Source organism: Pseudorhodoferax sp. LjRoot39, assembly GCF_964253035.1.
Classification (GTDB): domain Bacteria; phylum Pseudomonadota; class Gammaproteobacteria; order Burkholderiales; family Burkholderiaceae_C; genus Pseudorhodoferax.
On record NZ_CAXUQL020000001.1, the window covers coordinates 2739464 to 2764352 of the forward strand.

At 69.1% G+C, this 24889-nt stretch carries 20 protein-coding genes and 1 tRNA gene; 15 read left to right on the forward strand and 6 right to left on the reverse strand.

Features of this window, described 5'->3' with window-relative positions; genetic code table 11:
- Positions 1–26: 26 nt before the first annotated feature.
- A complete protein-coding gene (gene mutM, locus ACSQ4M_RS12975) occupies positions 27–842 on the forward strand; it encodes a bifunctional DNA-formamidopyrimidine glycosylase/DNA-(apurinic or apyrimidinic site) lyase (RefSeq protein ID WP_056672415.1) in 816 nt (271 codons plus the stop codon).
- Positions 839–1912 (forward strand): A/G-specific adenine glycosylase, encoded by a 1074-nt coding sequence (gene mutY, locus ACSQ4M_RS12980; RefSeq protein ID WP_436189930.1) that lies wholly within the window; start codon positions 839–841, stop codon positions 1910–1912. The genes mutM and mutY overlap by 4 nt, the downstream gene beginning before the upstream one ends.
- On the opposite strand, the gene rapZ is transcribed toward mutY, so the two are convergent.
- From rapZ to ACSQ4M_RS12995, 3 genes are all read right to left on the reverse strand, one after another.
- Positions 1866–2798 carry an RNase adapter RapZ gene (gene rapZ / locus ACSQ4M_RS12985; RefSeq protein WP_436189931.1) on the reverse strand — a complete coding sequence of 311 codons (933 nt, stop codon included), beginning with the start codon at positions 2796–2798 and terminating at the stop codon, positions 1866–1868. The two genes, mutY and rapZ, sit on opposite strands and share 47 nt — an antisense overlap.
- Positions 2799–2970: 172 nt before the next feature.
- The gene (recN, locus tag ACSQ4M_RS12990; RefSeq protein ID WP_436189932.1) at positions 2971–4605 is read right to left on the reverse strand and encodes a DNA repair protein RecN; all 1635 of its coding nucleotides are present in this window, start codon (positions 4603–4605) and stop codon (positions 2971–2973) included.
- 14 nt (positions 4606–4619) lie between these two features.
- Positions 4620–5513 (reverse strand): NAD kinase, encoded by an 894-nt coding sequence (locus ACSQ4M_RS12995; protein ID WP_436189933.1) that lies wholly within the window; start codon positions 5511–5513, stop codon positions 4620–4622.
- A 28-nt stretch (positions 5514–5541) separates the two neighbouring features.
- Here ACSQ4M_RS12995 and hrcA point away from each other — a divergent pair, with 28 nt between their 5' ends.
- From hrcA to ACSQ4M_RS13010, 3 genes are all read left to right on the forward strand, one after another.
- The gene (gene hrcA / locus ACSQ4M_RS13000) at positions 5542–6543 is read left to right on the forward strand and encodes a heat-inducible transcriptional repressor HrcA (protein ID WP_436189934.1); all 1002 of its coding nucleotides are present in this window, start codon (positions 5542–5544) and stop codon (positions 6541–6543) included.
- A 49-nt stretch (positions 6544–6592) separates the two neighbouring features.
- Positions 6593–6670, forward strand: a tRNA-Ile gene (locus ACSQ4M_RS13005).
- A 183-nt stretch (positions 6671–6853) separates the two neighbouring features.
- On the forward strand, positions 6854–7573 hold the full coding sequence (locus tag ACSQ4M_RS13010; RefSeq protein ID WP_436189935.1) for a trypsin-like peptidase domain-containing protein: 720 nt from the start codon (positions 6854–6856) through the stop codon (positions 7571–7573).
- Positions 7574–7577: 4 nt separating this feature from the next.
- Here ACSQ4M_RS13010 and ACSQ4M_RS13015 read toward each other — a convergent pair whose 3' ends face one another.
- Genes ACSQ4M_RS13015 through ACSQ4M_RS13025 form a run of 3 tightly spaced genes read right to left on the reverse strand, consistent with a single transcriptional unit; the run spans position 7578 to position 10678 of the window.
- Positions 7578–8708, reverse strand: a complete 1131-nt coding sequence (locus ACSQ4M_RS13015; protein ID WP_436189936.1) for an acyl-CoA dehydrogenase family protein — start codon at positions 8706–8708, stop codon at positions 7578–7580.
- 4 nt (positions 8709–8712) lie between these two features.
- Positions 8713–9906 (reverse strand): acyl-CoA dehydrogenase family protein, encoded by a 1194-nt coding sequence (locus ACSQ4M_RS13020; RefSeq protein WP_436189937.1) that lies wholly within the window; start codon positions 9904–9906, stop codon positions 8713–8715.
- 7 nt (positions 9907–9913) lie between these two features.
- The gene (locus tag ACSQ4M_RS13025; RefSeq protein ID WP_436189938.1) at positions 9914–10678 is read right to left on the reverse strand and encodes an SDR family NAD(P)-dependent oxidoreductase; all 765 of its coding nucleotides are present in this window, start codon (positions 10676–10678) and stop codon (positions 9914–9916) included.
- Positions 10679–10950: 272 nt separating this feature from the next.
- On the opposite strand from ACSQ4M_RS13025, the gene ACSQ4M_RS13030 reads away from it, so the two are divergent.
- The 10 genes from ACSQ4M_RS13030 (at position 10951) to ACSQ4M_RS13075 (ending at position 24665) form a co-directional block, all read left to right on the forward strand.
- Positions 10951–11907 (forward strand): ABC transporter permease, encoded by a 957-nt coding sequence (locus ACSQ4M_RS13030; protein WP_436189939.1) that lies wholly within the window; start codon positions 10951–10953, stop codon positions 11905–11907.
- Positions 11908–11909: 2 nt separating this feature from the next.
- Positions 11910–12806 carry an ABC transporter permease gene (locus tag ACSQ4M_RS13035; protein ID WP_436189940.1) on the forward strand — a complete coding sequence of 299 codons (897 nt, stop codon included), beginning with the start codon at positions 11910–11912 and terminating at the stop codon, positions 12804–12806.
- A 33-nt stretch (positions 12807–12839) separates the two neighbouring features.
- Entirely contained in the window at positions 12840–14528 is a 1689-nt protein-coding gene (locus tag ACSQ4M_RS13040; protein ID WP_436189941.1) for an ABC transporter substrate-binding protein, read from the forward strand.
- A gap of 52 nt (positions 14529–14580) precedes the next feature.
- Positions 14581–16263, forward strand: a complete 1683-nt coding sequence (locus ACSQ4M_RS13045) for an ABC transporter substrate-binding protein (RefSeq protein WP_436189942.1) — start codon at positions 14581–14583, stop codon at positions 16261–16263.
- A gap of 746 nt (positions 16264–17009) precedes the next feature.
- Complete coding sequence (locus ACSQ4M_RS13050) at positions 17010–18860, forward strand: ABC transporter ATP-binding protein (protein ID WP_436189943.1); 1851 nt, start codon at positions 17010–17012, stop codon at positions 18858–18860.
- A gap of 91 nt (positions 18861–18951) precedes the next feature.
- Positions 18952–19758 (forward strand): SDR family NAD(P)-dependent oxidoreductase, encoded by an 807-nt coding sequence (locus tag ACSQ4M_RS13055; protein ID WP_436189944.1) that lies wholly within the window; start codon positions 18952–18954, stop codon positions 19756–19758.
- A 9-nt stretch (positions 19759–19767) separates the two neighbouring features.
- On the forward strand, positions 19768–20949 hold the full coding sequence (locus ACSQ4M_RS13060; RefSeq protein ID WP_436189945.1) for an acyl-CoA dehydrogenase family protein: 1182 nt from the start codon (positions 19768–19770) through the stop codon (positions 20947–20949).
- A gap of 13 nt (positions 20950–20962) precedes the next feature.
- Positions 20963–22078, forward strand: a complete 1116-nt coding sequence (locus ACSQ4M_RS13065; protein ID WP_436189946.1) for an acyl-CoA dehydrogenase family protein — start codon at positions 20963–20965, stop codon at positions 22076–22078.
- 296 nt (positions 22079–22374) lie between these two features.
- Positions 22375–23331 (forward strand): AAA family ATPase, encoded by a 957-nt coding sequence (locus ACSQ4M_RS13070; protein WP_436189947.1) that lies wholly within the window; start codon positions 22375–22377, stop codon positions 23329–23331.
- On the forward strand, positions 23331–24665 hold the full coding sequence (locus ACSQ4M_RS13075; protein WP_436189948.1) for a vWA domain-containing protein: 1335 nt from the start codon (positions 23331–23333) through the stop codon (positions 24663–24665). The genes ACSQ4M_RS13070 and ACSQ4M_RS13075 overlap by 1 nt, the downstream gene beginning before the upstream one ends.
- Positions 24666–24889: the final 224 nt, after the last annotated feature.

Consider the following 24889-nt stretch of genomic DNA (forward strand, 5'->3'; position numbering starts at 1 on the left):
ATGCAGCCCGCCAAGCCCCACGGACCATGCCTGAACTGCCAGAAGTTGAAGTCACGCGCCGCAGTTTTGCCGAGCGCATCGCCGGCGCGACCGTGACCGGTGTGCGCCTGGGCAAGCCGTTGCGCTGGGCCCTGGGTGTCGCACCCGAGGCCCTGGTCGGCCGCCGCGTGCAGGCCGTGCGCCGGCGCGGCAAGTACCTGCTGCTGGACCTGGACCGCGGCCTCTTGCTGCTGCACCTGGGCATGTCGGGCAGCCTGCGCTTCGACCTGCAGATGCAGCCCGCAGGCCCGCACGACCACTTCGACCTGGAAACCTCGCTGGGCCTGTTGCGCCTGCACGATCCGCGCCGCTTCGGCGCCGTCGTGCATGCCGACAGCCAGGACGCGCCCGAGGCGGTGAAGCTGCTCGGCCGCCTGGGCGTGGAGCCGCTGGACGAAGGCTTCGACGCCGCCGTCTTCCACGCCGGCCTGCGCCTGCGCGCGGCGCCCATCAAGCAGGTGTTGCTGGCCGGGGAGCTCGTGGTCGGCGTGGGCAACATCTATGCGTCCGAGGCCTTGTTCCTGGCCGGCATCCGCCCGACCACGCGGGCGCGGCGCATCGGGCCGCTGCGCGCGCGCAAGCTGCATGCGGCCGTGCGCGAGGTGCTGGCGCGTGCCGTGCAGCGCGGCGGCAGCAGCCTGCGCGACTTCTCCAATGCCTACGGCGAGCAGGGACACTTCCAGTTGGAAACCATGGTCTACGACCGGGAAGGCCTGCCGTGCCGCGTCTGCGGCACGCCGATCCGCGCGCTGCGCCAGGGCCAGCGCTCGACCTTCTTCTGCCCGCAGTGTCAGAAAGCATGAGCGGACCGGATCCGCGCGAGCCCGGTTGGGCCGCTCAGCAGGTCGTGCAGTGGCAGGCCACCCATGGCCGCCACGCGCTGCCCTGGCAGAACACGCGCGACCCGTACCGGGTCTGGCTGTCCGAGATCATGCTGCAGCAGACCCAGGTCGCGGCCGTGCTGGGCTACTACGCGCGCTTCCTCGCACGCTTTCCCGACGTGCAGGCCCTGGCCGCCGCCAGCGAGGACGATGTCTTCGCGCACTGGGCGGGCCTGGGCTACTACAGCCGCGCACGCAACCTGCACGCCTGCGCGCGCCAGGTGGTGGCCTTGCACGGCGGGCAGTTTCCACGCACGGCCGAGGCCTTGCAGACCCTGCCCGGCATCGGCCGCTCCACGGCGTCTGCAGTGGCGTCCTTCTGCTTCGCCGAGCGCGTGGCCATCCTGGACGGCAACGTCAAGCGGGTGCTCACACGGCTGCTGGGCTATGGCGAAGACCTGGCCGAGGCCCGGCACGAGCGCGCGCTTTGGGCGCTGGCGACCGAGCTGCTGCCGCAGACCGACCTGGACCAGGCCATGCCACGCTACACCCAGGGCCTGATGGACTTGGGGGCCACGGTCTGCACGGCGCGCAGCCCTTCCTGCCTGCTGTGCCCGCTGCAGTCGCGCTGCGTGGCCCGGCATGAAGGCCGCATGCAGGACTACCCGGTCAAGACGCGCAAGCTCAAGCGCGGCCGGGCCGATTGGTGGCTGCTGTGGGCCGAGGATGCCGAAGGCCGCATCTTCATCGCGCGGCGCCCGTCCACGGGGATCTGGTCGGGCCTGCACTGCCTGCCCGTGTTCGAGGGCGAGGATGCGCTGCTGGCCGCCTTGCCGGCCGGTGCCCGTGCCCAGGCCCAGCCGCTGCCGCCTTTCACGCATGTGCTGACGCACAAGGACCTGCTGCTGCACCCGGTCCACGTGCAGCTGTCGCAGGGCGACCTGCCGCGCGAAGGTCAGTGGCTGCTGCCCGGAGAGCTGGCCGGCATCGGCCTGCCGGCCCCGGTCAAAAAACTGTTGAGCCCCATTTCGGGTCTGGTGCCGGCCCCATGACACTGCCGGCGTGGGCGTCCATCTCCCGGTGGCGCTTGAGCGTGACCCAGTTGCGGCTGAAGCTCCTGGCCAGTTGCTCGACCAGGTAGACCGAGCGGTGCTGGCCGCCCGTGCAGCCGATGCCCACCGTCACGTAGCTGCGGTGGTCGCGCGCGAGCGGCTCCATCCAGTGCGTGAGGAAGCGCTCGATGTGCGCGAACATCTGGCCGACCTCGGCGCTCTGGCTGAGGAAGTCGGCCACCGGCGCGTCCATGCCGGTCAGGGGCCGCAGGTCCGGGTCGTAGTGCGGGTTGGGCAGCATGCGCACGTCGAACACGTAGTCCGCGTCGAGCGGGATGCCGCGCTTGAACGCGAAGGACTCGAACACCAGCGTGAGCTGGCTGTTGGGCGCGGCGATCAGCGACTTGACGTAGCCCTGCAGCTGCGAGGCGCGGATGATGCTCGTGTCGATCACGTGGGCCTGCTCGCGCAGGTCGGCCAGCAGCTCGCGCTCGAGCTCGATCGCCTCGTAGAGCGCGTTCTGCTGGTCCAGCAGGTCGCGCCGCGACAGCGGATGGCGGCGCCGCGTCTCGGAATAGCGGCGCACCAGCGTGTCGGTGCCCGCGTCCAGGAACAGCGACTTGACCGTCACGCCCTGGCCGCGCAGGGCCGCGAGCTGCGCCGGCACGAGGGGAAGAGAGGTGGCGCTGCGCACATCCATGGCAATCGCCACGCGCCGGCTGCCGTGCTTTTGCTCCAGCTCCGCGAGGTTCAGCAGCAATTCGGGCGGCAGGTTGTCGACACAGTAGTAGCCTGCATCTTCCAGCGCGTGCAGCGCCACCGACTTGCCCGAGCCGGACATGCCGGTGATCAGCACGATGTCCAGGTTGCCGGGCTCCGTGCTCACGATGCCACCTCCGTGCCCTCGCGCGCATGCGCAGGCTGCGCTGGTCGGTGGCCGGCGCCATGCGCGCTGCCGTCGATCCCCGCTGCGCGGGGCCCCTCGCCGGGTGTCATCGCTAGAGTACCTGCGCGCTGCGCGCTTCGGTGCCGAGCACCTTGGGGCGGCGCGGCGGTGCTCATGTCGCCACCCCCAGCATCTCGCGCGCATGGGCCAGCGTGGTGCCCGACAGCCGCTCGCCCCCGAGCATGCGGGCCACCTCGGCCACGCGCTGCTCGCCCTGCACCTCGCCGACGTGGCTGAGCGTGGCCGCGCCTTCGCGCTGTTTGGCGACGACCAGGTGGTGGTCGGCACAGGCCGCCACCTGCGGCAGGTGGGTCACGGCCAGCACCTGGCGGTCGGTGCCCAGCTGTTTCATGAGCCGGCCCACGGTCTCGGCCACGGCACCGCCCACGCCCGAGTCGACCTCGTCGAAGATCAGCGTGGGCGCGCCGCCCAGCGCGCTGGTGGTCACGGCGATGGCCAGCGCGATGCGCGAGAGCTCGCCGCCGGACGCCACCTTGCCCACCGGGCGCGGCGTGCTGCCGGCATGGCCGGCCACAAGGAACTGCACCTCGTCCAGGCCATAGGCCGCCGGTTCGGCCAGCGGCTCCAGCGCCACGGCGAAGCGGCCGCCCTGCATGCCCAGGCTCTGCATGGCGGCCGTGATGGCCTTGGCCAGCTTAGGCGCGGCCTGGGCGCGGGCCTTGGCGATGCGCTTGGCCTCGGCCTCGAAGGCCGCGAAGGCCTGGCGCTCGTTGCGTTCCAGCGCGGCCAGGTCGGCGGCCGCGTCGAGCTTGGCGAGCTCCTCTTTCCAGCCGGTCCATAGGGCCGGCAGCTCGGCGGGCTGGCGCTTGTAACGCCGGGCCAGGCCCATCCACTGGGCCAGCCGCTCGTCCAGCGCCGCCAGGCGCTCGGGGTCCAGTTCGGTACGGCGCTGGCTGGCGTGCAGCGAATGCAGTGCGTCCTCGGCCTGGGCGAGGCTGTTGGCCAGCACCTCGGCCATCTCGGCGTATTCGGGGGCCACGTGCTGCTGCTCGGCCAGCGCGGCATGGGCGCGGGTGAGGCCGCGCAGCGCGCCCTGGTCGTCGTCGTCGAGCGCGGCGATGGCCGTCTGCAACGCATCGATCAAGGCCTGGGCATGGGACAGGCGGCCGTGATCGGCGTTCAGCGGCTCCCACTCATCATCGCCGGGCGCGAGCTTGTCGACCTCGGCGATCTGCCAGGCCAGGCGCTCGCGTTCGCGTTGCAGCGAATCCTGGGCCTGGCGCGCATCGGCCAGGCTGCGCGCGGCCGTGCGCCACCCGGCCCACAGGCGTTCCAGCGGCGCCAGGTCCAGGGCGGCATAGCCGTCCAGCAGGCCGCGCACGCTGGCGGGGCGGGTCAGGCTCTGCCAGGCGTGCTGGCCGTGGATGTCCAGCAGCAGTTCGCCCAGTTCGCGCAGCTGCGTGGCCGTGGCCGCGCTGCCGTTGATCCAGGCGCGGCTCTTGCCTTGCGCATCGACCATGCGGCGCAGCAGCAATGCGTCCGACGCGTCGAAGCCGGCCTGCTGCAGCCAGTCCAGCACGGCCGGTGTGGCATCGAACTCGGCACTGACCTCGCTGCGCGCCGCACCTTCGCGCACCACGCCTGCGTCGGCCCGGCTGCCCAGGGCCAGCTGCAGCGCATCGATCAGGATGGACTTGCCTGCGCCGGTCTCGCCGGTCAGCACCGTGAAGCCGCCGGACAGGTCGAGTTCCAGTTCGCGCACGATCACGAAATCGCGCAGTTGCATGCGCCTGAGCATCTTCAGCCGCCTCCGTTCCAGTGCAGTTTGGCCCGCAGCGTGTCGAAATAGTGCCAGCCCTTGGGATGCAGGAAGCGCACGCGGTGCTGCGAGCGCCGCACCGTGATGCGGTCGCCTTGCTGCAGCGAGGCCAGCGACTGCATGTCGAAATTGGCGCTGGCATCGCGTTCGGACACCAGCTCGACGGCCACCTCGGCCGGGTCGGCCAGCACCAGCGGCCGGTTCGACAGCGAATGCGGTGCGATCGGCACCAGCACCCAGCCCGGGATCGAGGGATGCATGAGCGGCCCGCCGGCCGACAGCGCATAGGCCGTCGATCCGGTGGGCGTGGCGACGATCAGCCCGTCGCAGCGCTGGTTGGACATGAAATGCCCGTCGATCTCGATGCGCAGCTCCACCATGCCCGAGGTCGGGCCGCGGTTGATCACCACGTCGTTCATCGCCCGCGCGTCGAACACGCACTCGCCTGCGCGCATCACGCGCGCATGCATGAGGCTGCGGTGGTCTTCCTCGTAGGCGCCGGCCAGCATGGGGGCCAGCGTGGTCTGGTAACCCTCCAGCGGGATGTCGGTGATGAAGCCCAGCCGGCCCTGGTTGATGCCGATCAGCGGCACGCCGTAGGGCGCCAGCTGCCGGCCGATGCCCAGCATGGTGCCGTCGCCGCCGACCACCAGGGCCAGGTCGCACTGCTCGCCGATGGCCTCGATGTCCTGGGCCTCGAACTCGTGCAGGCCGGCATTGGCCTGGGTCTGCCGGTCCACCACCAGCTCGCAGCCCTGGCTGACCAGGAACTGCGCGATCTCGCGCATGGCCGGTGACGGCGTCGAGGACGAACCGCCGAAGGCCGAAGGCTGGTACTTGCCGAACAGCGCGACCCGGCGGAACGTGGATTTCATTGGCAAATTACATCACTAAAATGTGCCAATGCTGGATGACAGAGCCAAGTTGTTGATGAAAGCGCTGGTCGAGCGCTACATCGCCGATGGCCAGCCCGTGGGCTCGCGGACATTGTCCAAGGCCTCGGGCCTGGAGCTGTCGCCCGCCACCATTCGCAATGTGATGTCCGACCTCGAGGAACTGGGCCTGATCGCCAGTCCCCACACCTCGGCCGGGCGCATCCCCACGGCCCGCGGCTACCGTCTGTTCGTCGACACCATGCTGACGGCCCAGCGCGACCAGCTGCCGGCGCAGCGCCTGGCGGCCGAGCAGCCGCAGAAGGTCATCGCCAACGCAGCCAACCTCCTGTCCAGCCTGTCGCAGTTCGTTGGTGTGGTGCTGGCGCCGCGCCGGGCCTCGGTGTTCCACCACATCGAGTTCCTGCGCCTGTCCGAGCGGCGCGTGCTGGTCATCATCGTCTCGCCCGACGGCGACGTGCAGAACCGCGTGCTGTTCACCGAGGCCGACTACACCCAGTCGCAGCTGGTCGAGGCGGCCAACTACCTGAACGCCAACTACGTGGGCATGGCCTTCGAGCAGGTGCGCGACAAATTGGCCAGCGAGGTCGAAACCCTGCGCAGCGAGATCGCCACGCTGATGCAGGCCGCCGTCAACCTGAGCACCGATGCCTCGGACGCGCAGGACGAGGTCGTGATCTCGGGCGAGCGCAACCTGTTGGCCATCAGCGATTTCTCCAGCGACATGCGGCACCTGCGCCGTGCCTTCGACCTGTTCGAGCAGAAGACGCAGCTGCTGCGCCTGCTCGACGTGTCCAGCCGCGCCGAGGGCGTGCGCATCTACATCGGCGGCGAGAGCCAGGTCGTTCCGTTCGAGGAGCTGTCCGTGGTCAGCGCGCCCTACGAGGTCGACGGCCAGATCGTCGGCACGCTGGGCGTGATCGGCCCCACGCGCATGCCCTACGACCGCATGATCCAGATCGTGGACATCACCTCCAAGCTGGTCAGCAACGCGCTGAGCCGGCCGCGCTAGCACCCCTACAATCGGCGCCGCCCGCCACCGGTCGCGACCGGTACGGCGCGGGGCCCTAGCTCATGTTGGTTAGAGCAGCGGACTCATAATCCGTTGGTGCCGAGTTCGACTCTCGGGGGCCCTACCAACACCCCTGCAGTGCTTGAGGCCATGCCCGATGGATGGCGCAGTGCCCATCGCAGGTCGGCCACATGTGTTCGCCGTGCCATCCGGGGCTTCTGCCACAGACCTGTCAGACTCGCACCACGACCTTCCTGGTGCCCTGGCCGTCATTTCCATCTGAGCGCACCGCAGTCCTGGAGCGCATGCAATGACGGAATCCATTCTCCTGACCACCGCACGGGTCACCACCTTCGATGGCGACCGGCTGCTGACCGGGGCCAGCGGCTTCTTCTTCGAGCGCGCGGAGCGGCTGTTCTTCGTGACGAGCCGGCACGTGCTGCAGGACGCGCCCAGCAAGCACCACCCCAACCGCATCGAGATCGAGCTGCATGTCGATGCCGTGAACCTCACGCGCTCGGCCATGCTGTCGGTCTGGCTGTTCAAGGACGGCAAGAGCCAGTGGCGCCAGGGCCAGGACTCGGGTGGCGAGATCGACGTCGCCGTCATCGAGATCGACCGTGCCACCGTGCCGGCGGCGGCCGAGTTCCGCTGCTTCACCGCCGCGCACCTGCAGGTCGAATTGAGCCAGGTCGAGGTCGGCACGGGGCTGCTGGTGGTCGGCTTCCCGCTGGGCTTTCACGACACGATGTACCACCTGCCCGTGGTGCGCCATGCCGTGATCGCTTCGGCCTTCGGCATCCGCTTCCAGGGGCAGGGCTTCTTCCTGACGGATGCGCGCACGCACCGTGGCACCAGCGGTGCGCCCGTCGTCATGCGCGATGCCACGGCCGGTGCAGCGCTGCCCTGGAAGCTGCTGGGCGTGCACTCGTCCCGCATCGACATGGGCACGCGCGACCTGGTGCTGGACGAGTCGCTCGGCCTGAATGCCGCCTGGTATGCCGCCATCCTGCTGACGCTGACGGCGTGATCGCTCAGTAGCCGCCCATGGTGGCCAGCCGGTCGGCATGAAAGCCGGCATCGCCGTAGCGCTCCTGCAGCACGCGCACGCGCTTCATGAAGAAGCCCATCTCGAACTCATCGGTCATGCCCATGCCGCCGTGCATCTGCACACCTTCCTGCACCGCCAGCGTGGCGCTGCGGCCGGCACGGGACTTGGCGACCGACACGGCGGCGCTGGCTTTTGCGGGGTCGGCGTCCAGCGCCTGCAGGGCCTGGCCCACGGCGGCGCGGGCCAGTTCGATGTCCACCATGAGCACCGCAGCGCGGTGCTGCAGCGCCTGGAATTCGCCGATCACGCGGTCAAACTGGCGGCGCTCCTTGAGGTAGGCCAGGGTCCGCGCGAACACTTCATCGGCGATGCCCAGCAGCTCGGCCGCGGCGGCGGCGCGGCCTGCGTCCAGTGCGGCCTGCAGCGCGGCGTTGCCCTGGTCGGGCGCGCCGAGCAGGGCATCGGCGCCCAGCTGTACATCCTGAAGTTGCAGCCGGGCCGAAGCCTGGGAGTCCACCATTGCCACGCGTTCGGTCTGCACGCCCGGTGTGCCGCGTGGCAACACGAACAGCCCGATGTCGCCGGCTCCACGGCCCGTGCGGGCCGCCACGACGAGCAGGTCCACGGCATGGCCGAACTCGACGAAGGTCTTGCTGCCGTTCAGCACCCAGCCTTCGCCGTCGCGCCGCGCGGTCAGCGCGATCTGCGCCGGATCGTGCTTGCTGCGCTCGTCCACGGCCAGCGCCGCGATGCGTTCGCCGCTCGCAATCGCCGGCAGCAGCGCGGCGCACTGGGCCTCGCTGCCGGCGGCGCGGATGGCACTGGCCGCCACGATGGCAGACGCGCTGAAGGGCAACACGCTCAGGTGCCGGCCGATTTCCTGCATGAGCAGGCCGGCGTCGGCATGGCCCAGGCCCAGGCCGCCATGCACCTCGGGCACCAGCATGCCCGTGAATCCCAGGCCGGCGAAGCGCTGCCACAGCCCGCGGTCGAAACCATCGCCCGTGGTCTGGGCGCGCAGCGTGCGCAGTTGTGCCACAGGCGCCTGTTCGGACAGAAAGGCGCGCGCGCTGTCGCGCAGCATGGTCTGTTCCTGTGTGGGGAGATAAGACATGGGATCAGGCTCCGGGCAGTTCGAGGATGCGTTTGGCGACCACGTTGAGCTGCACCTCGCTGGTGCCGCCCTCGATGGAGTTGCCCTTGGTGCGCAGCCAGGCGCGCGCCGCGTGTCCCTGCTGCGAGCGCGCGCTGTCCCACTCCAGCGCGTCGCCGCCGCCGGCGGCCATCAGCAGTTCGTGTCGGCGCTTGTTGAGTTCGGCGCCGTAGTACTTGAGCACCGAGGAGAAGGCCGGGTGCGCCTGCCCCGCGCGCGCCACCTCGCCGAAGCGTGCCAGCAGCGCGCGGAAGGCCGCCTCGTCCACCTCGAACTCGGCGATCTGCGCGCGCAGCAGCGGGTCGGCCAGCCGCCCCTGTGCGTCGGCACCCACCTGCTCCAGCGCCGTGCGGCCCAGCGGCGTGGGCGCGGCGCGGTCGCCGATGGCGCTGATCATCTCGCGCTCGTGCGTGAGCAGGTACTTGGCGACCGTCCAGCCCGCGCCGGCCTGGCCGACCAGGTTGCGCTTGTCCACGCGCACGTTGTCGAAGAAGGTCTCGCAGAACGGCGACTTGCCCGAGATCAGCAGGATGGGCCGGGTCGAGACGCCTTTGCTCGCCATGTCGAACAGCACGAAGCTGATGCCGGTGTGCTTGCTGGTCTTGGTGTCGGTGCGCACCAGACAGAAGATCCAGTCGGCCTTGTCGGCGTAGGAGGTCCAGATCTTCTGGCCGCTCACGACGAAGTGGTCGCCCTGGTCCTCGGCGCGCGTCTGCAGCGAGGCCAGGTCCGAGCCCGCGCCGGGCTCGGAATAGCCCTGGCACCAGCGGATCTCGCCGCGCGCGATCGGCGGCAGGTGTTCCAGCTTCTGCGCCTCGGTGCCGAACTTCAGCAGCGCCGGCCCCAACATCCAGATGCCGAAGCTCGACAGCGGCGGCCGGCAGCCCAGTGCGCGCATCTCCTGCGCCAGCACCTTGGCCTGCTCGGGCGAGAGGCCGCCGCCGCCGTAGTCGCGCGGCCAGGCCGGCACGGTCCAGCCGCGCGCGGCCATGCGCTGCAGCCACAGGCGCTGGGCCTCGCTGCTGAAGCGCGCGTTGCGGCCACCCCAGCACATGTCGTCCTCGCTCGCCACGGGCTGGCGCATCTCGGGCGGGCAGTTGGCTTCGAGCCACGCGCGCGTTTCGGCGCGGAAGGTGGCGAGTGCTTCATGGCTGTGCATGGCGACCTCAGATGGTGACGCCACCATCGACCACGATGGCCTGGCCGGTCATGAAGGAGCCCGCCTTCGACGCCAGGAACACGGCGGCCCCCGCGATCTCGTCGGGCTCGCCGATGCGGCGCAGCGGCGCGTTGGCCGTGGCCTTGGCCAGCGTGTCCGGGTTCTCCCAGAGCGCGCGCGCGAAGTCGGTGCGGATCAGGCCGGGTGCGATGCAGTTCACGCGTACGTTGTGCGGTCCGTATTCCACCGCGAGGTTGCGGGCCAGCTGGAAGTCGGCTGCCTTGGAGATGTTGTAGGCCCCGATCACGGGCGAGCCGCGCAGGCCGCCGATGGACGAGACGATGACGATGGCGCCGTCCCTGCGTTCCACCATCTGCGGCGCGACGAAGCCGATCAGCCAGTGGTTGGCGATCACGTTGTTCTCCAGCACCTTGCGGAACTGCTCGTCCGCGATGCCGGCCATGGGCCCGTAGTAGGGGTTGGACGCCGCGTTGCAGACCAGGATGTCGATGGCGCCCAGCTGCCGGTTGGTTTCATCCACCAGGTGCTTGAGCTCCTCTTTGGACGAGATGTTGGCCGGCACCGCGATCGCGCGGCCCGCGCCGTGGCGTGCGTTGATGCCCGCGGCCACCTCGTCGCAGGGCCCGGCCTTGCGCGAGGAGATGACCACGCGCGCGCCTTGCTCGGCCATGCGCTCGGCGATGGCGCGGCCGATGCCGCGCGACGAACCGGTGATGACGGCGACCTTGCCGTCGAGTGCGAAAAGTGACATCGCTTGCTCCTGTGTGTGGTCGTTCTGATGAAACCTCATTTTCTAAACCCATCATCAAGTGGGTCTTGTAATGTGAGAGACATCCACAGGTGGGGCATACCCCACGTTCCAATTTCGGACCGAATCACTAGACTGCGCTGACCAAAACGCCCCGCGGCACAGTGCTGCCGCAGCGGGCGCAACGACATCAAAGGAGACACATGCGATCACCCGTGACGCTTTGCCAACGATGTTCCCTGGCCGCTTGCGCGGGTGGTGGGCGGGGCTGAACCATGCACGCCTACGTCGCCCGCCGCCTGCTCTCGCTGTTGCCGACCCTGGTCATCGCCAGCCTGATCGTGTTCATCTCGATCCGGCTCATCCCGGGCGATGTGGTCGATCTCATGCTCAGCAACAACGACATCTCGGCCGAGCCCAAGAGCCGCGACCAGCTCATCGCCGCGCTGGGCCTGGACAAGCCGATGTGGAAGCAGTACCTGCTCTGGGTGCGCGCCATCGTGTTCCATGGCGACCTGGGAACCTCGCTCTGGCAGGGCACCTCGGTGGCCGAGCAGATCGGCCACCGCCTGCCCGTGACCATGGAGCTGGGCCTGATTGCGCTGGTGGTCTCGCTCACCATGGCGCTGCCCATCGGCATCTACTCGGCCATGCGCCAGGACACGGCCGGCGACTACGCCGCGCGCTCCTTCTCCATCCTGCTGCTGGCCGTGCCCAGCTTCTGGCTCGGCACCATGGTGGTGGTGTTCCCCTCGATCTGGTGGGGTTGGTCGCCGCCCATCGACTACGTGGGCTTCTTCGCCAACCCCTGGCAGAACCTGCAGCAGATGGTGGTGCCGGGCATCGTGCTCGGAACCTCGCTGTCGGCCATCACCATGCGCATGACACGCACCATGATGCTGGAGGTGCTGCGCCAGGACTACATCCGCACCGCGCAGGCCAAGGGCCTCAGCGAGCGCGTGATCGTGCTGCGCCATGCGCTGCGCAACGCGCTGATCCCGGTGGTCACCCTGATCGGCCTGCAGGCGCCGCTGCTGTTGGGCGGCGCCGTGATCATCGAGCAGATCTTCGTGATCCCCGGCATGGGCATGCTGCTGCTGGAGGCCGTGAGCCAGCGCGACTACCCCATCGTCACCGGCGTGTTCCTGATCGTCGGCGTGGCGGTGCTGTTCATCAACCTGTTGGTCGACCTGAGCTACGGCCTGCTCGACCCCAAAGTGAGGAACCGTTGAGCATGACCACCGCCACCAGTCTGCCCGTCGCAAGCCCCGTTCCGGTGACCGGTGGCGTCCTGGCCTTCCTGCGCCGGCTCGTGCGCGAGAAGCCGCTCGGCGCAGCCGGCGGCGCGCTGCTGCTGTTCTTCCTGTTCTGCGGCGTGTTCGCGGACTTCATCGCGCCGCACGGCTTCAACGACATCGCGCCGGCCGAACGCCTCAAGCCGCCCGGCGCCGCGCACTGGTTCGGCACCGACAACCTGGGCCGCGACCTGCTGTCGCGCTGCATCTACGGCGCGCAGCTGTCGGTCATCATCGGCTGCGCTGCCGCCTTGCTGGCCACCGTGATCTCGGCCGTGCTGGGCATCGTCAGCGGCTACTTCGGCGGCAAGATCGATCTGTTCATGCAGCGCTTCGTCGATGCCTGGATGAGCTTTCCCGACCTGGTGGTGCTGATCGTGGTGGTCTCGGTGCTGGGCCCGGGCATGCCGCAGATCATCGTCACGCTGGGCGTGCTGCTGGGCATCGCGGGCTCGCGCATCGTGCGTTCGGCCGTGATCTCGGTGCGCGAGAACACCTATATCCACGCCGCGCAGTCGCTCGGCGCCTCGTCGCCGCGCATCCTGTGGCGCTACGTGCTGCCCAACGTGATGCCGCCCATCATCGTGCTGTTCACCACGCGCGTGGGCACGGCCATCCTGGCCGAGTCGGGCCTGTCCTTCCTGGGCCTGGGCGTGCCGCCGCCGGCACCCACCTGGGGCTCCATGCTGTCGGGCAGCGGGCGCACCTTCATGTTCGAAGGGCCCTGGCTGGCGCTGGCACCGGGCCTGTGCCTGACGGCCGTGGTCTACGCCACCAATGTGTTCGGCGACGCCTTGCGCGACCTGCTGGACCCGCGCATGCGCGGCACGCGCTGAGCACCGCCAATTCCAAGAATGCAAGGAGACCGCATGACCGCATCCCGCAAGTTCGCCAGCGTCCTCGTGGCCGCACTGGCCGCCGCCTCGGCCTTCGCCCAGGCCCCCGCCAAGCCGCAGTACGGCGGCACCATCAACATCGGCACCATCTTCCTGACGGTGCCGCCGCTGTCCTTCGACAGCGCCGACTGGACCTGGAAGTTCAACCACGACATGGGCCTCACCTACGAGTCCCTGTTCGCGGCCGACCTGTCCAAGGCCAAGCGCAACGGCGGCCCCTACGACTTCACCATCGACGCCTTCCTGCCCAGCGACGCCATCCGCGGCGAACTGGCCGAGAGCTGGAAGATGCTGGACAACCCGCGCCGCGTGGAGATCAAGCTGCGCAAGGGCGTGATGTTTCCGGCCAAGGAAGGCGTCATGGCTGCGCGCGAGCTCACTGCGCAGGACGTGGTCTACAGCTACAACCGCTACGAGCAGAGCGCCAAGAAGATCCCCAACTACTTCGACCATGTCGAGAAGGTCGAGGCCACGGACGCCAGCACCGTGGTGTTCACCTTCAAGGCCTTCCACGCCGAGTGGGACTACCGCTTCGGCTGGGGCTACTACTCGGCCATCGTGCCCAAGGAAGTCGTGGAGGCCGGCGCCAAGGACTGGCGCAAAGCCAATGGCACCGGCCCCTTCGGCATCAGCAACTACGTGCAGGGCAACACCGTCACCTTCACGAGGAACGCCAACTACTGGGACAGCGAGACCATCGCCGGCCAGAAGTACAAGCTGCCCTTCGTCGACACCATCAACTACCGGCAGATCAAGGACGAGTCGACCTACCTCACGGCGCTGCGCACGGGCCGCCTGGACCTGCTGGAGGTGGTGGGCTGGACGGCGGTGGACGAACTCAAGAAGAGCGCGCCGCAGCTGCAGTGGAGCCGCTACCTGGCCGTCAACGGGCCCGTGCTGGCGCTGCGCGTGGACACCAAGCCCTTCGACGACATCCGCGTGCGGCGCGCGCTGAACATGGCGGTCGACCGCGACCAGATCATGAAGTCCTTCTACGGCGGCAACGCCGAGTTGATGTCGTATCCGATGCATCCGTCGTACGGGCCGTACCACGAGCCCGTGTCGTCCATGCCGGCCAGCATCCAGGCGCTGTTCAAGCACGACCCCGAGCAGGCGAAGAAGCTGCTGGCAGAGGCCGGCCTGGCCAAGGGCTTCACGTTCAAGGTGCAAACGCATTCCGGCAGCCTGGACAACGACCTGCTTTCGCTGATCGCGGCCCAATTGGCCAAGGTCAACGTGAAGATGGAGATCCAGGTTATGGAGTACCCGGCCTACCTGTCGGCCATGACCACCAAGACCAACGCGCCGGGCTACTTCGTGAACCTGGCCGCGACCAACCCGACCACGGCGCTGCGCAAGACCTTCGTCACGGGCCAGACCTGGAACCCCTCGCAATACAGCGACCCGGCCTTCGACAAGCAGGTCGACGCCATGCTGGCCGAGCCCGACGAGGCCAAGCGCCAGCAGCTGCTGCGCGGCATGACGCGCGAGATCCTCGACAAGGCGCCGCACATCTGGCTGCCCACGCCCTACCGCTACACGGCCTGGTGGCCCTGGGTCAAGAACTACAACGGCGAGCTGCGCGCGGGCGCGGAGCGGCCCGGCCCCATCCACGCGCGCATCTGGATCGACCAGGAGCTCAAGAAAAAGATGGGTTTCTGAAGCACCGCGGCGCGGCCGCAAGGCGCGCCACCCGCCACAAGAAGGAGACAGCATGACCCCCTTGCGCAACATTGCCGGCCTGGCGCTGCTGGCGGCAGGCGCCGCGTTCGCCCAGGCTCCGGCCAAACCCCAGTACGGCGGCACGCTCAACGTCGGCACGGTCTACGTCACGCGCACCGCGCTGTCCTGGGACGGCGCCGACTGGAACTGGAAGTTCAACCACGACGCCGGCCAGATGTACGAGCAGCTGTTCGCGGCCGATCTGTCCAAGGCCCAGCGCAACGGCGGCAAGCAGGCCTTCGCGGCCGACGCCTGGGTGCCGTCCGACGCCATGCGCGGCGAGCTGGCCGAGAGCTGGAGCTGGACCGACCCGCTGACGCTCACCGTCAAGCTGCGCAAGGGCATCAAGTTCCCGGCCAAGGAGGGCGTGATGGCCGAGCGCGAGCTCGTGGCCGACGATGTGGTGTTCTCGTACACTCGGATGGACAAGAGCCCCAAGCGGATTCCGACCTACTTCGACCACATCGACAAGGTCGAGGCCACCGACAAGCACACCGTGGTGTTCCGCTTCAAGAGCTTCAACGCCGAGTGGGACTACCGCTGGGGTTGGGGCTACTACTCCAGCGTGGTGCCGCGCGAGGTGGTGGAAGCGGGAGCCGGCGACTGGCGCAAGGCCAACGGCACGGGGCCCTTCCTGCTCAGCAACTTCGTGGCCGGCAATTCCAACACCTACGTCAAGAACGCCGGCTACTGGGACAAGGAGAGCATCGGCGGCCAAGCCTACCAGCTGCCCTTCGTCGACAGCATCACTTACCGCACGATCAAGGACGAATCCTCGCAGCTGACCGCGCTGCGCACGGCGCGGCTCGACATCCTGGAGACCATCCGCTGGACCTCGGTGGACGAGCTCAAGAAGAACGCGCCCGCGCTGAAGTGGAAGCGCTTCCTGGCCACCAGCGCCAACTACCTGGCCATGCGCGTGGACCAGAAGCCCTTCGACGACATCCGCGTGCGGCGTGCGCTGAACATGGCCGTCAACAAGCAGGAGGTGGTCAAGCAGTTCTACGGCGGCAACGCCGAGCTGTTCAGCTTCCCGATGAGCCCGGCCTTCGAGGGCTACTACGAGCCGCTGTCGGCCATGCCGCCCGAGGTCCAGCAGCTGTTCACGTACGACGTCGAGGGCGCCAGGAAGCTGCTGGCCGAGGCCGGCCATGCCAAGGGCTTCAGCTTCAAGGTGCAGGTCTGCGCCTGCGAGCCCAACAGCATGGAGCTGCTGCAGCTGCTGGCCGGCTACCTGCAGAAGGTCAATGTGCGCATGGAGATCCAGTCCATGGAGTACGCGCCCTTCCTGTCGGCCATGACGTCCAAGACCAACGCGCCGGGCTACTACATGAGCAACGGCTTCACCAACCCGACCACCTCGTTGCGCAAGAACTTCATGTCGGGCCAGACCTGGAACGCCGCGCAGTGGGCCGACCCCAAGTTCGACGCCCAGATGGAGGCCATCTACGCCGAGCGCGACGAGCCCGCGCGCCAGGCCAAGATCAAGCATGCCACGCGCGACATCCTGGCCGCTGCGCCCTACATCTTCATGCCCACGCCGTACTACTACGCGGCCTGGTGGCCGTGGGTGAAGAACTACGACGGGGAGTTGTTCGCCGGCGCGGCGCGGCCGGGGCCGATCTATGCACGCATGTGGGTGGACCAGGAGATGAAGAAGAAGATGGGATTCTGAAATGCAGCGCCCTCAACTTCCGAACTGCGGCTCCAGACCCACGGGCCGAGCGCAGCGATGGCCCGAGTCCCAGGCCGAGCGCAGCGATGGCCCGTGTGGGACTTCCCCCTGTGCCCCTGCCGAGGAGCGCAGTGCCATGGGCTGCGCGGGGACCCTCGCGCTTCAACATCTGACTCATTGCGCTTGTTCGAATGCAGTGAACGAAGTGAACAGCATGAGTTGCGCAATGCAGCCCATGGCGCGAGCACCGCAGGTTGCCCGGAGCGCTAGCGTAGGGACAGGGGCACCGGGGTCGCCTTCTTTTGCTTACTTTTCTTGGCGAGACAAGAAAAGTCAGTCGGGGTGTGGGGGAGAAGCCCCCACCTCCTCACCTCGATCCACCGTAGTGTCATTTGTTGGCACCAGAGGCCGGGATTGCCCCCGGCAGTGCAGTCACTTTCTCTTGTTTCGCCAAGAGAAAGTAACCAAAGAGAAGGCGACCCCGGTGCCCACGACCCTCCGCTGGCGCTTCGGGCAACCTGCGGTGCTCGCGGCCTGGGCGCATTGCACAACTCGCACCACTCACTGCGTTCGTTCAGCTCGGACAAGTGCAATGAGTCAGATGACAAAGCGCGAGGTTCCCCGCGCCGCCCAGGCCACTGCGCTCCTCGGCGTGGGCACAGGGGCCCCGGGAGCGGGGTCACATGCGGGCCATCGCTGTGCTCGGCCGCGCGGCTTCCCGGCGCTCCGTTTTGAGGACAACTGACATGTCACCAATCCTTCAAGTCCAGGGCCTCACCACCCGCTTCCAGACCGAGCGCGGCCTGTTCACCGCCGTGGACGATGTGTCCTTCGACGTGCATGCCGGCCAGACCCTGGCCATCGTCGGCGAGTCCGGCTCGGGCAAGAGCGTGACGGCCATGTCCATCATGCGGCTGATCCCCGAGCCACCCGGCCGCATCGAGGCCGGCCAGGTGCTGTTCGACGGCAAGGACCTTTTGAGGCTCAGCGAGTCGGAAATGCGCCAGGTGCGCGGCAACCGCATCGCCATGATCTTCCAGGAGCCCATGACCAGCCTGAACCCCTCGCTGACCATCGGCTTCCAGATCGCCGAGGCGCTGATGCTGCACCGCGGCCTGGACCGCGCCGCCGCCGAGGCCGAGACCATCCGCCTGCTGGAGAAGGTGCGCATCCCCGCCGCCAAGACGCGCTTCGGCGAGCACCCGCACCGCTTCTCAGGCGGCATGCGCCAGCGCGTGATGATCGCCATGGCGCTGGCCTGCCGGCCCCAGCTGCTGATCGCCGACGAGCCCACGACGGCGCTGGACGTGACCATCCAGGCGCAGATCCTGGAGCTCATCAAGACCCTGCAGGCCGAGGAGGGCATGGCCGTGCTGTTCATCACGCACGACATGGGCGTGGTGGCCGAGATCGCCGACCGCACGGTGGTCATGTACAACGGCAGGGCGGTCGAGAGCGGCAGCACCGAGGACATCTTTGCGCGCGCCGAACACCCCTACACGCGCTCGCTGCTGTCGGCCGTGCCGCGCCTGGGGGCGATGCACGGGCGGCTGCGGCCCATGCGCTTCCCGGTGGTGGACCGCGCCACAGGTCTCAGCGACGTGCCCACAGAGGTGGCCGACACCGTGGCCACCGGCGTGCCACCGGTGCTGGAGGTGCGCAAGCTCACCACGCGCTTCGAGGTGCGCGGCGGCATGCTGGGCCAGGTCACGGGCCGCGTGCACGCGGTGGAGAACGTGTCGTTCAGCCTGCAGCCCGGCGAGACGCTGGCGCTGGTGGGCGAATCGGGCTGCGGCAAGACCAGCACGGGCCGCTCCATCCTGCGGCTGGACGAGCCCGTGGCCGGCGAGATCCTGCTCGATGGGCAGGACCTGCTCCAGCTGCCGAAGTCCGCCCTGCGCGAGCAGCGCCGCCACATGCAGATGATCTTCCAGGACCCCTACGCGAGCCTGAACCCGCGCATGAAGGTCGGCGAGGCCATCGCCGAGCCGCTGCTGATCCACGGCCTGGCCACGCCCGCTGCGGCGCTGACCCAGGTGGCAGAGTTGCTGCGCCGCGTGGGCCTGGCGCCCGACATGGCCAGCCGCTACCCGCACGAGTTCTCGGGCGGCCAGCGCCAGCGCATCTGCATCGCGCGCGCGCTCGCGCTCAAGCCGCGGCTGATCGTGGCCGACGAATCGGTCTCCGCGCTCGACGTGTCGGTCAAGGCCCAGGTCATCAACCTGATGCTGGAACTGCAGGAGCAGATGGGCCTGGCCTATCTGTTCATCTCGCACGACATGGCCGTGGTCGAGCGCATCGCCCACCGCGTGGCCGTGATGTATTTGGGCGAGATCGTCGAGATCGGCCCGCGCGAGGAGGTCTTCGGCAACCCGCAGCACCCCTACACCAAGCGCCTGCTGGCGGCCGTGCCGATTGCTGACCCGGCGCGCCGGCTGCAGAAGCGCCCGGTGTCCAACGACGAGATCAAGAGCCCCATGCGGCCAGTCAGCTACGTGCCGCCGCAGCGCCAGGTGCGCGCCGTGGGGCAGCGCCACTCCGTGATGGAGTGGGACGACAGCTGGGAAAAAGCCCTGCCCGCAGCGCAGCCGGCATGAGGGCTGGCCCGTCTGTCGCGCAAGTGATCGCAGGCGCTGCGCCGCTTTGGCACGCTGGCCCTCCCATTCCAACACCACGAGGACAAGCCATATGGCGGAACAACTGAGCGGCAAGGTCGCCATCATCACGGGCGCCGGCTCGGGCATCGGTCGTGCCGCGGCGCTGCGCTTCGCGGCCGAGGGCGCACGGCTGGTGCTGGGCGACAAGACCGAGGCCGTGCACGCCACCGCGCGCGCCGTGCAGGAGGCCGGCGGCCAGGCCGTCGCGCAGCAGATGGACGCAGGCCTGGAGCCCGACGTGGCCCGGCTCGTCGCCACCGCACAGCAGCAGTACGGCCAGCTCGACGTGGCCTTCGCCAACGCCGGCATCTCGGGCGGCCGCGCCGGCATCTTCGAGCTCACGCCGCAGGACTGGACCGAGGTGCTGCGCGTGAACCTGATCGGCCCCTGGCTCATGGTCAAGCACGCGGGCAAGGCCCTGGCGGACGCGGGCCGCGGCGGCTCCATCATTTGCACGGCCTCGGTGGCCGGCATCCGCTCGGGCGCGGGCGGGGCGGCCTATTCGGCGTCCAAGGCCGGCGTGATCAACCTGGTGATGGTCTCGGCCCAGCAGCTGTGCGAGAGCAATGTGCGCGTCAACGCGATCTGCCCGGGCCTGACCGAGACCGGCATGACCCAGCCCACCTTCGACTACGCGCGCGAGAAGGGCGTGGACCACAAGCTCGGCCGCCTGAACCCGCTGCGCCGCGCGGCCCAGCCCGAGGAGCTGGCCCAGGTGGCGTTGTTCCTGGCCTCCGACCAGAGCAGCTATGTGAACGGCCAGGCCATCGCGGTGGACGGCGGGCTGTCGAGCTCGCACCCCGTGACGCGCCAGTTGCCCGGCCAGACCGCCGTGTAAGGAGAACCCATGGACCTGAACTACTCCGCCGAAGAACTGGCCTTCCGCGACGAGGTGCGCGGCTGGCTGGACGCCAACCTACCCGCCGACATCCGCGACAAGGTCACGCACTACAAGGGCCTGAGCAAGGACGACATCCTGCGCTGGCACCGCATCCTGGCCGCCAAGGGCTGGGCCGTGCCGCACTGGCCGGTGGAGTGGGGCGGCACGGGCTGGGACATCACGCAGCGCTACCTCTACGAGGAGCAGTTCGGCCTGGCCGGCGCGCCGGCGCTGCCGTCCTTCGGCCCCAGCATGTGCGCTTCGGTGCTGCTCAAGTTTGGCACGCCGCAGCAGAAGCAACATTTCCTGCCGCGCATCCGCGAGGGCCAGGACTTCTGGGTGCAGGGCTATTCGGAGCCCGGCGCGGGCTCGGACCTGGCCGCGCTCAAGACGCGCGCCGTGCGCGATGGCGATGTCTACCGCGTCACGGGCCAGAAGATCTGGACCACGCTGGGCCATTTCGGCGACTGGATCTTCTGCCTGGTGCGCACCGACGCCACGGCCGAAAAGCGCCAGGACGGCATCAGCTTCCTGCTGATAGACATGCAGACGCCCGGCATCACGGTGCGCCCGCTGATCCTCATGGACGGCGGCCACGAGGTGAACGAGGTGTTCTTCGACGAGGTGGCGGTGCCCGTGCAGAACCTCGTGCACGAGGAGAACAAGGGCTGGACCGTGGCCAAGTACCTGCTGGGCCACGAGCGCATGGGCTCGGGCAATGTGGGCGGCTCGCGCCGTGAGCTGGCGGCCCTCAAGGCCCTGGCCCGGCGCGAGCAGAAGGATGGCAAGCCGCTCATGGCCGACCCGCGCTTCCGCGACCGGCTCTCGCGCGTGGAGATCGAGCTCGACGCGCTGGAGCTGACCTCCATGCGCTTTCTGGACAAGATGCGCCGCAGCGGCCAGCCGCCCGGTGCCGACGTGTCCATGCTCAAGATCCGCGGCACCGAGGTGCAGCAGATGATCACCGAACTCATGATGCAGGCCGCCGGCCCCATGGCCCAGCTGTTCAAGGCGGAGGAGGGCGGTGCCATCGACCATGTGAGTTCGCGCCTGGCGCCGCGTTACTTCAACTACCGCAAGGCCAGCATCTACGCCGGGTCGAATGAGATCCAGCGCAACATCATCGCCAAGATGACCTTGGGGCTGTGAGCGGGAACACGACATGAACTTCGAACTCAGCGACGAACAGCAGCAACTTTCCGAGTCGGTGCGCAAGTACCTCGCCAGCCACTACGGCTTCGAGCAGCGCAAGGCCGTGATCGCATCCCCGCAGGGACAGAGCGAGGCCGCCTGGCGCGCCTTCGCCGAGATGGGGCTCACGGCCATTGCGCTGCCCGAGGCCGATGGCGGCTTCGGCGGTGGCGCGCTGGACCTCATGCCCGTCATGGAAGCCCTGGGCGAGGCCCTAGTGGTCGAGCCCCTGCTGGACGGCATCGTGGCTGGCCGCCTGCTCGCACGCACGGCCAGTGCGGCGCAGCGCGCGGCCCTGCTGCCGGGCCTGGCCGATGGGACGGCCGCGCTGTCCCTGGCCTACCTGGAGCCCGGCCGCCGCTACGCGCAGGCGCCGGAGACCACCGCCGCGCGCCGCAACGGTGCCGGTTGGGTGCTGGACGGCGCCAAGAGCGTGGTGGTCGGCGCGGCCACTGCCGCACGCCTCATCGTCTCGGCCCGCACCGAGGGCGGCACCAGCCTCTTCATCGTCGACCCACGCGCGGCCGGCGTGACGCTGAACCCCAGCCGCACGGTGGACGGCCTGCGCGTGGCCGACGTGGCCTTGCGCTCCGTGCAACTCGGCGCCGATGCGCTGCTGGGTGCCGAGGGCGCGGCCCAGCCGCAGCTCGACGAGGCGCTGGACTTCGCCTGCGCGCTGCAATGCGCCGACGCCATCGGCGCCATGCGCTACGCCCACGAGGCCACGCTGGAGTACACCAAGACGCGCAAGCAGTTCGGCACGCCCATCGCCTCGTTCCAGGTGCTGCAGCACCGCATGGTGGAGATGCTGATCACGCTGGAGCAGGCGCGTTCCATGGCCATCCTGGCCGCGGCGCGCGTCGATGGCGCGGTCGATGCCGAGCAGCGCCGCCGCGCGGTCTCGGCCGCCAAGGTCAAGATCGCCGACGCGGCCCGGCTCATCAGCCAGGAGTCGGTGCAGCTGCACGGCGGCATGGGCATGACCGAGGAGCTGAAGGTCTCGCACAGCTTTCGCCGCCTGACCATGGCCGGCCAGCGCTTCGGCGACGCCGACCACCACCTGGAGCGCTTCGCCGCCCTGGACTAAGAGCTTGAGAGGCGATCGCTTGGGCTCACGCAAGACCCCGGCAAGTGTCGGTTGGCGGACGAATGATGGAGCGCGGGGTCTTGCCCTGTGGGCCGCGGCACCCGCAGTCGCCGGGCGGCGTTGCGCCGCTTGCCCATATCTCGATATGGGCCGCGCGACGCGCCTTGCCCAGCGGCTGCGGGCACCACGTCGTGAGCCCAATCAATTGCCTCTCAAGCTCTGACCCAAGGAAAACCCTAGACGCGGCTGTCCCCGGCTGGACTGTCCGCGCCCTGGGGGGCTTCCATACTCATCGGATGAACGCAGCACTTCCCCCCAGCACGCCAGCGGGCCTCGCGTCCGTGGACAGCGTCACCGCCCTGCTCGAAGGCGTGGGCTACATCGCCTCGCGCCCCATCGCCACCGCGCTCTACCTGGCCCACCACCTGCGCAAGCCGGTGCTGATCGAAGGCCCCGCCGGCGTGGGAAAGACCGAACTGGCGGTCTCGGCCGCGCGCGCCCTGCAGTTCGAACTGCTGCGCCTGCAGTGCTACGAGGGCCTGGACGACAGCAAGGCGCTGTACGAATGGAAGTACGGCAAGCAGCTGCTCTACACGCAGATCCTCAAGGAGAAGATCGGCCTCTTGGTGGACGACGCCGACACGCTGGACGGCGCGTTCAAGAAGCTCGCGGGCTTCCAGGACCTGTTCTTCTCGCGCGAGTTCCTGGAGCCGCGCCCGCTGCTGCAGGCCATGGAGCAGCCCGGCGGAAGCGTGCTGCTGATCGACGAGATCGACAAGTCCGAGGAGTCCTTCGAGGCCCTGCTGCTGGAGGTGCTGGCCGACTACCAGGTCACCATCCCCGAGATCGGCACCATCCGCGCCGAGGTGCCGCCGCTGGTCATCCTCACATCGAACAACACGCGCGAACTCGGCGACGCGCTCAAGCGCCGCTGCCTGCATCTGCACATCGGTTTTCCCGATGCGGCGCTGGAGCAGCGCGTGCTGCGCGCACGCGTGCCGGGCATCCAGGGCCAACTGCTGGCCCAGCTCGTGGCCTTCGTGCAGGCGCTGCGGGCCGACAACATTCGCAAGCCGCCGTCCATCGCCGAGTCGGTGGACTGGGCGCGCACGCTGATGTTGTTGCACGCTAGCGTGCTCGACGAGCAGACGGTGCGCGACACGCTGGGCGTGCTGCTCAAGCGCGAGACCGATGTGCGCGAGGTCGACGGCCGGCTGGCGAAGATGACCCAGGCCGCGCTGGCCGCCGGCTGATGGACAGCATCCTCGCCGGCTTCGTGCGCGCGCTGCGGGCCGCGGGGGCCGAGGCGTCCACGGCCGAGACCATCGACGCGGCACGCGCGCTGGCGCTCGTGGGCTATGCCGACCGCGCCGGCCTCAAGGCCGCGCTGGGCCTGGTGCTGGCCAAGTCCGAGGACGAGAAGCAGATCCACGACGAGGTCTTCGACCTCTATTTCGGCCGGCCGCAGCCGGTGGCCATGGAGCAGGCGGCTGCGCAGCTGCGCACGGGCGATGCCGAGGTCGATGCGCTACTCGACCTGGCCCAGCCCGGCGCGGACGGGCAGGGTGGCGACCCCCTGGCTGCTGCGCTCGCACGTGCCGCCGCCAGCGCCGGCGTGGACGAGATCCGCTTTGCCACGCAGACCGGCTACTACGCGCGCCAGATGCTGGAGGCGCTGGGCATTGCGCCGCTCGAAGCCCGGCTGGCCGCACAGCGCGCCGACCCCGAGGCCCAGGCCGAGGTGCAGGCCCTGGAGATGGCGCGCGACCAGCTGCGCCGCCAGGCCCGCGCCGTCGTGCAGCAGCGCTACGCGGTCTTCGGCAAGCCCGCCACCGAGGCCTTCATGACCGAGGTGGTGGTCACGCGCGCGCTGGGCCGCATGGCGCCGGCCGAGATGGAGCGCATGAAGGCGGCCGTCGCGCGCATGGCGCGCAAGCTGGCGGCGCGCCACGCACGCCGCCAGCGCGTGGAGCTGCGCGGCCAGCTGGACCTGCGCCGCACCATGCGCGCCAACGCCGGCCACGACGGCGTGCCCGTCACCCTGGCCTTCAAGCACCGCCGCCGCGACAAGCCGCGCATCGTGGCGGTCTGCGACGTCTCGGGCTCGGTGGCCTCCCATGTGCGCTTCCTGCTGCTGTTCCTCTACGCGCTGCACGACGCCGTGGGCGATCTGCGCAGCTTTGCCTTCTCCAACCGCCTGCAGGACGTGGCCGAGCCGCTGGAGAAGCTGCCCTTCGATGACGCGATGGCGCTGATCCTCAAGGAGGTCGGCAACGGCTCCACCGACTACGGCCAGGCCTGGGTGGACCTGCACGACCGGCATTGGGACGCGATCGACCGCCGCACCACGGTGATCGTGCTCGGCGACGGGCGCAGCAACGGCTCGGATCCACGGATCGATCTCTTCGCCGAACTGGCGGGCCGTGCCAAGCGTGTGGTGTGGCTGTGCCCCGAGGCGGAGGGGCGCTGGGGCACGGGCGACAGCGCGATGCTCCAGTACAGGCCTTACTGCACCAGCATGCGCCATTGCGCCACGGCGAACGACCTGGAACGCACGCTGGACGAGGCGCTGGAGGCCTACCACTGATGAGGCGACCCACTGCGCCCCGAGGCCGAGCGAAGCGATGGCCCGGATCCCAGGCCGAGCGCAGCGATGGCCCGTGTGGGACTTCCCCCTGTGCCCCTGCCGAGGAGCGCAGTGCCATGGGCTGCGCGGGGAACCTCGCGCTTCAACATCTGACTCATTGCGCTTGTTCGAGCGTAGTGAACGCAGTGAACGGTGCGAGTTGCGCAATGCAGCCCATGGCGCGA

Bases quoted from the DNA above. Each gene is read 5' to 3' on its own strand.
- mutM (WP_056672415.1), top strand. From the start codon at position 27: ATGCCTGAACTGCCAGAAGTTGAAGTCACGCGCCGCAGTTTTGCCGAG.
- mutY (WP_436189930.1), top strand. From the start codon at position 839: ATGAGCGGACCGGATCCGCGCGAGCCCGGTTGGGCCGCTCAGCAGGTC.
- recN (WP_436189932.1), bottom strand. From the start codon at position 4,605: ATGCAACTGCGCGATTTCGTGATCGTGCGCGAACTGGAACTCGACCTG.
- ACSQ4M_RS12995 (WP_436189933.1), bottom strand. From the start codon at position 5,513: ATGAAATCCACGTTCCGCCGGGTCGCGCTGTTCGGCAAGTACCAGCCT.
- hrcA (WP_436189934.1), top strand. From the start codon at position 5,542: ATGCTGGATGACAGAGCCAAGTTGTTGATGAAAGCGCTGGTCGAGCGC.
- ACSQ4M_RS13010 (WP_436189935.1), top strand. From the start codon at position 6,854: ATGACGGAATCCATTCTCCTGACCACCGCACGGGTCACCACCTTCGAT.
- ACSQ4M_RS13015 (WP_436189936.1), bottom strand. From the start codon at position 8,708: ATGTCTTATCTCCCCACACAGGAACAGACCATGCTGCGCGACAGCGCG.
- ACSQ4M_RS13020 (WP_436189937.1), bottom strand. From the start codon at position 9,906: ATGCACAGCCATGAAGCACTCGCCACCTTCCGCGCCGAAACGCGCGCG.
- ACSQ4M_RS13025 (WP_436189938.1), bottom strand. From the start codon at position 10,678: ATGTCACTTTTCGCACTCGACGGCAAGGTCGCCGTCATCACCGGTTCG.
- ACSQ4M_RS13030 (WP_436189939.1), top strand. From the start codon at position 10,951: ATGCACGCCTACGTCGCCCGCCGCCTGCTCTCGCTGTTGCCGACCCTG.
- ACSQ4M_RS13035 (WP_436189940.1), top strand. From the start codon at position 11,910: ATGACCACCGCCACCAGTCTGCCCGTCGCAAGCCCCGTTCCGGTGACC.
- ACSQ4M_RS13040 (WP_436189941.1), top strand. From the start codon at position 12,840: ATGACCGCATCCCGCAAGTTCGCCAGCGTCCTCGTGGCCGCACTGGCC.
- ACSQ4M_RS13045 (WP_436189942.1), top strand. From the start codon at position 14,581: ATGACCCCCTTGCGCAACATTGCCGGCCTGGCGCTGCTGGCGGCAGGC.
- ACSQ4M_RS13050 (WP_436189943.1), top strand. From the start codon at position 17,010: ATGTCACCAATCCTTCAAGTCCAGGGCCTCACCACCCGCTTCCAGACC.
- ACSQ4M_RS13055 (WP_436189944.1), top strand. From the start codon at position 18,952: ATGGCGGAACAACTGAGCGGCAAGGTCGCCATCATCACGGGCGCCGGC.
- ACSQ4M_RS13060 (WP_436189945.1), top strand. From the start codon at position 19,768: ATGGACCTGAACTACTCCGCCGAAGAACTGGCCTTCCGCGACGAGGTG.
- ACSQ4M_RS13065 (WP_436189946.1), top strand. From the start codon at position 20,963: ATGAACTTCGAACTCAGCGACGAACAGCAGCAACTTTCCGAGTCGGTG.
- ACSQ4M_RS13070 (WP_436189947.1), top strand. From the start codon at position 22,375: ATGAACGCAGCACTTCCCCCCAGCACGCCAGCGGGCCTCGCGTCCGTG.
- ACSQ4M_RS13075 (WP_436189948.1), top strand. From the start codon at position 23,331: ATGGACAGCATCCTCGCCGGCTTCGTGCGCGCGCTGCGGGCCGCGGGG.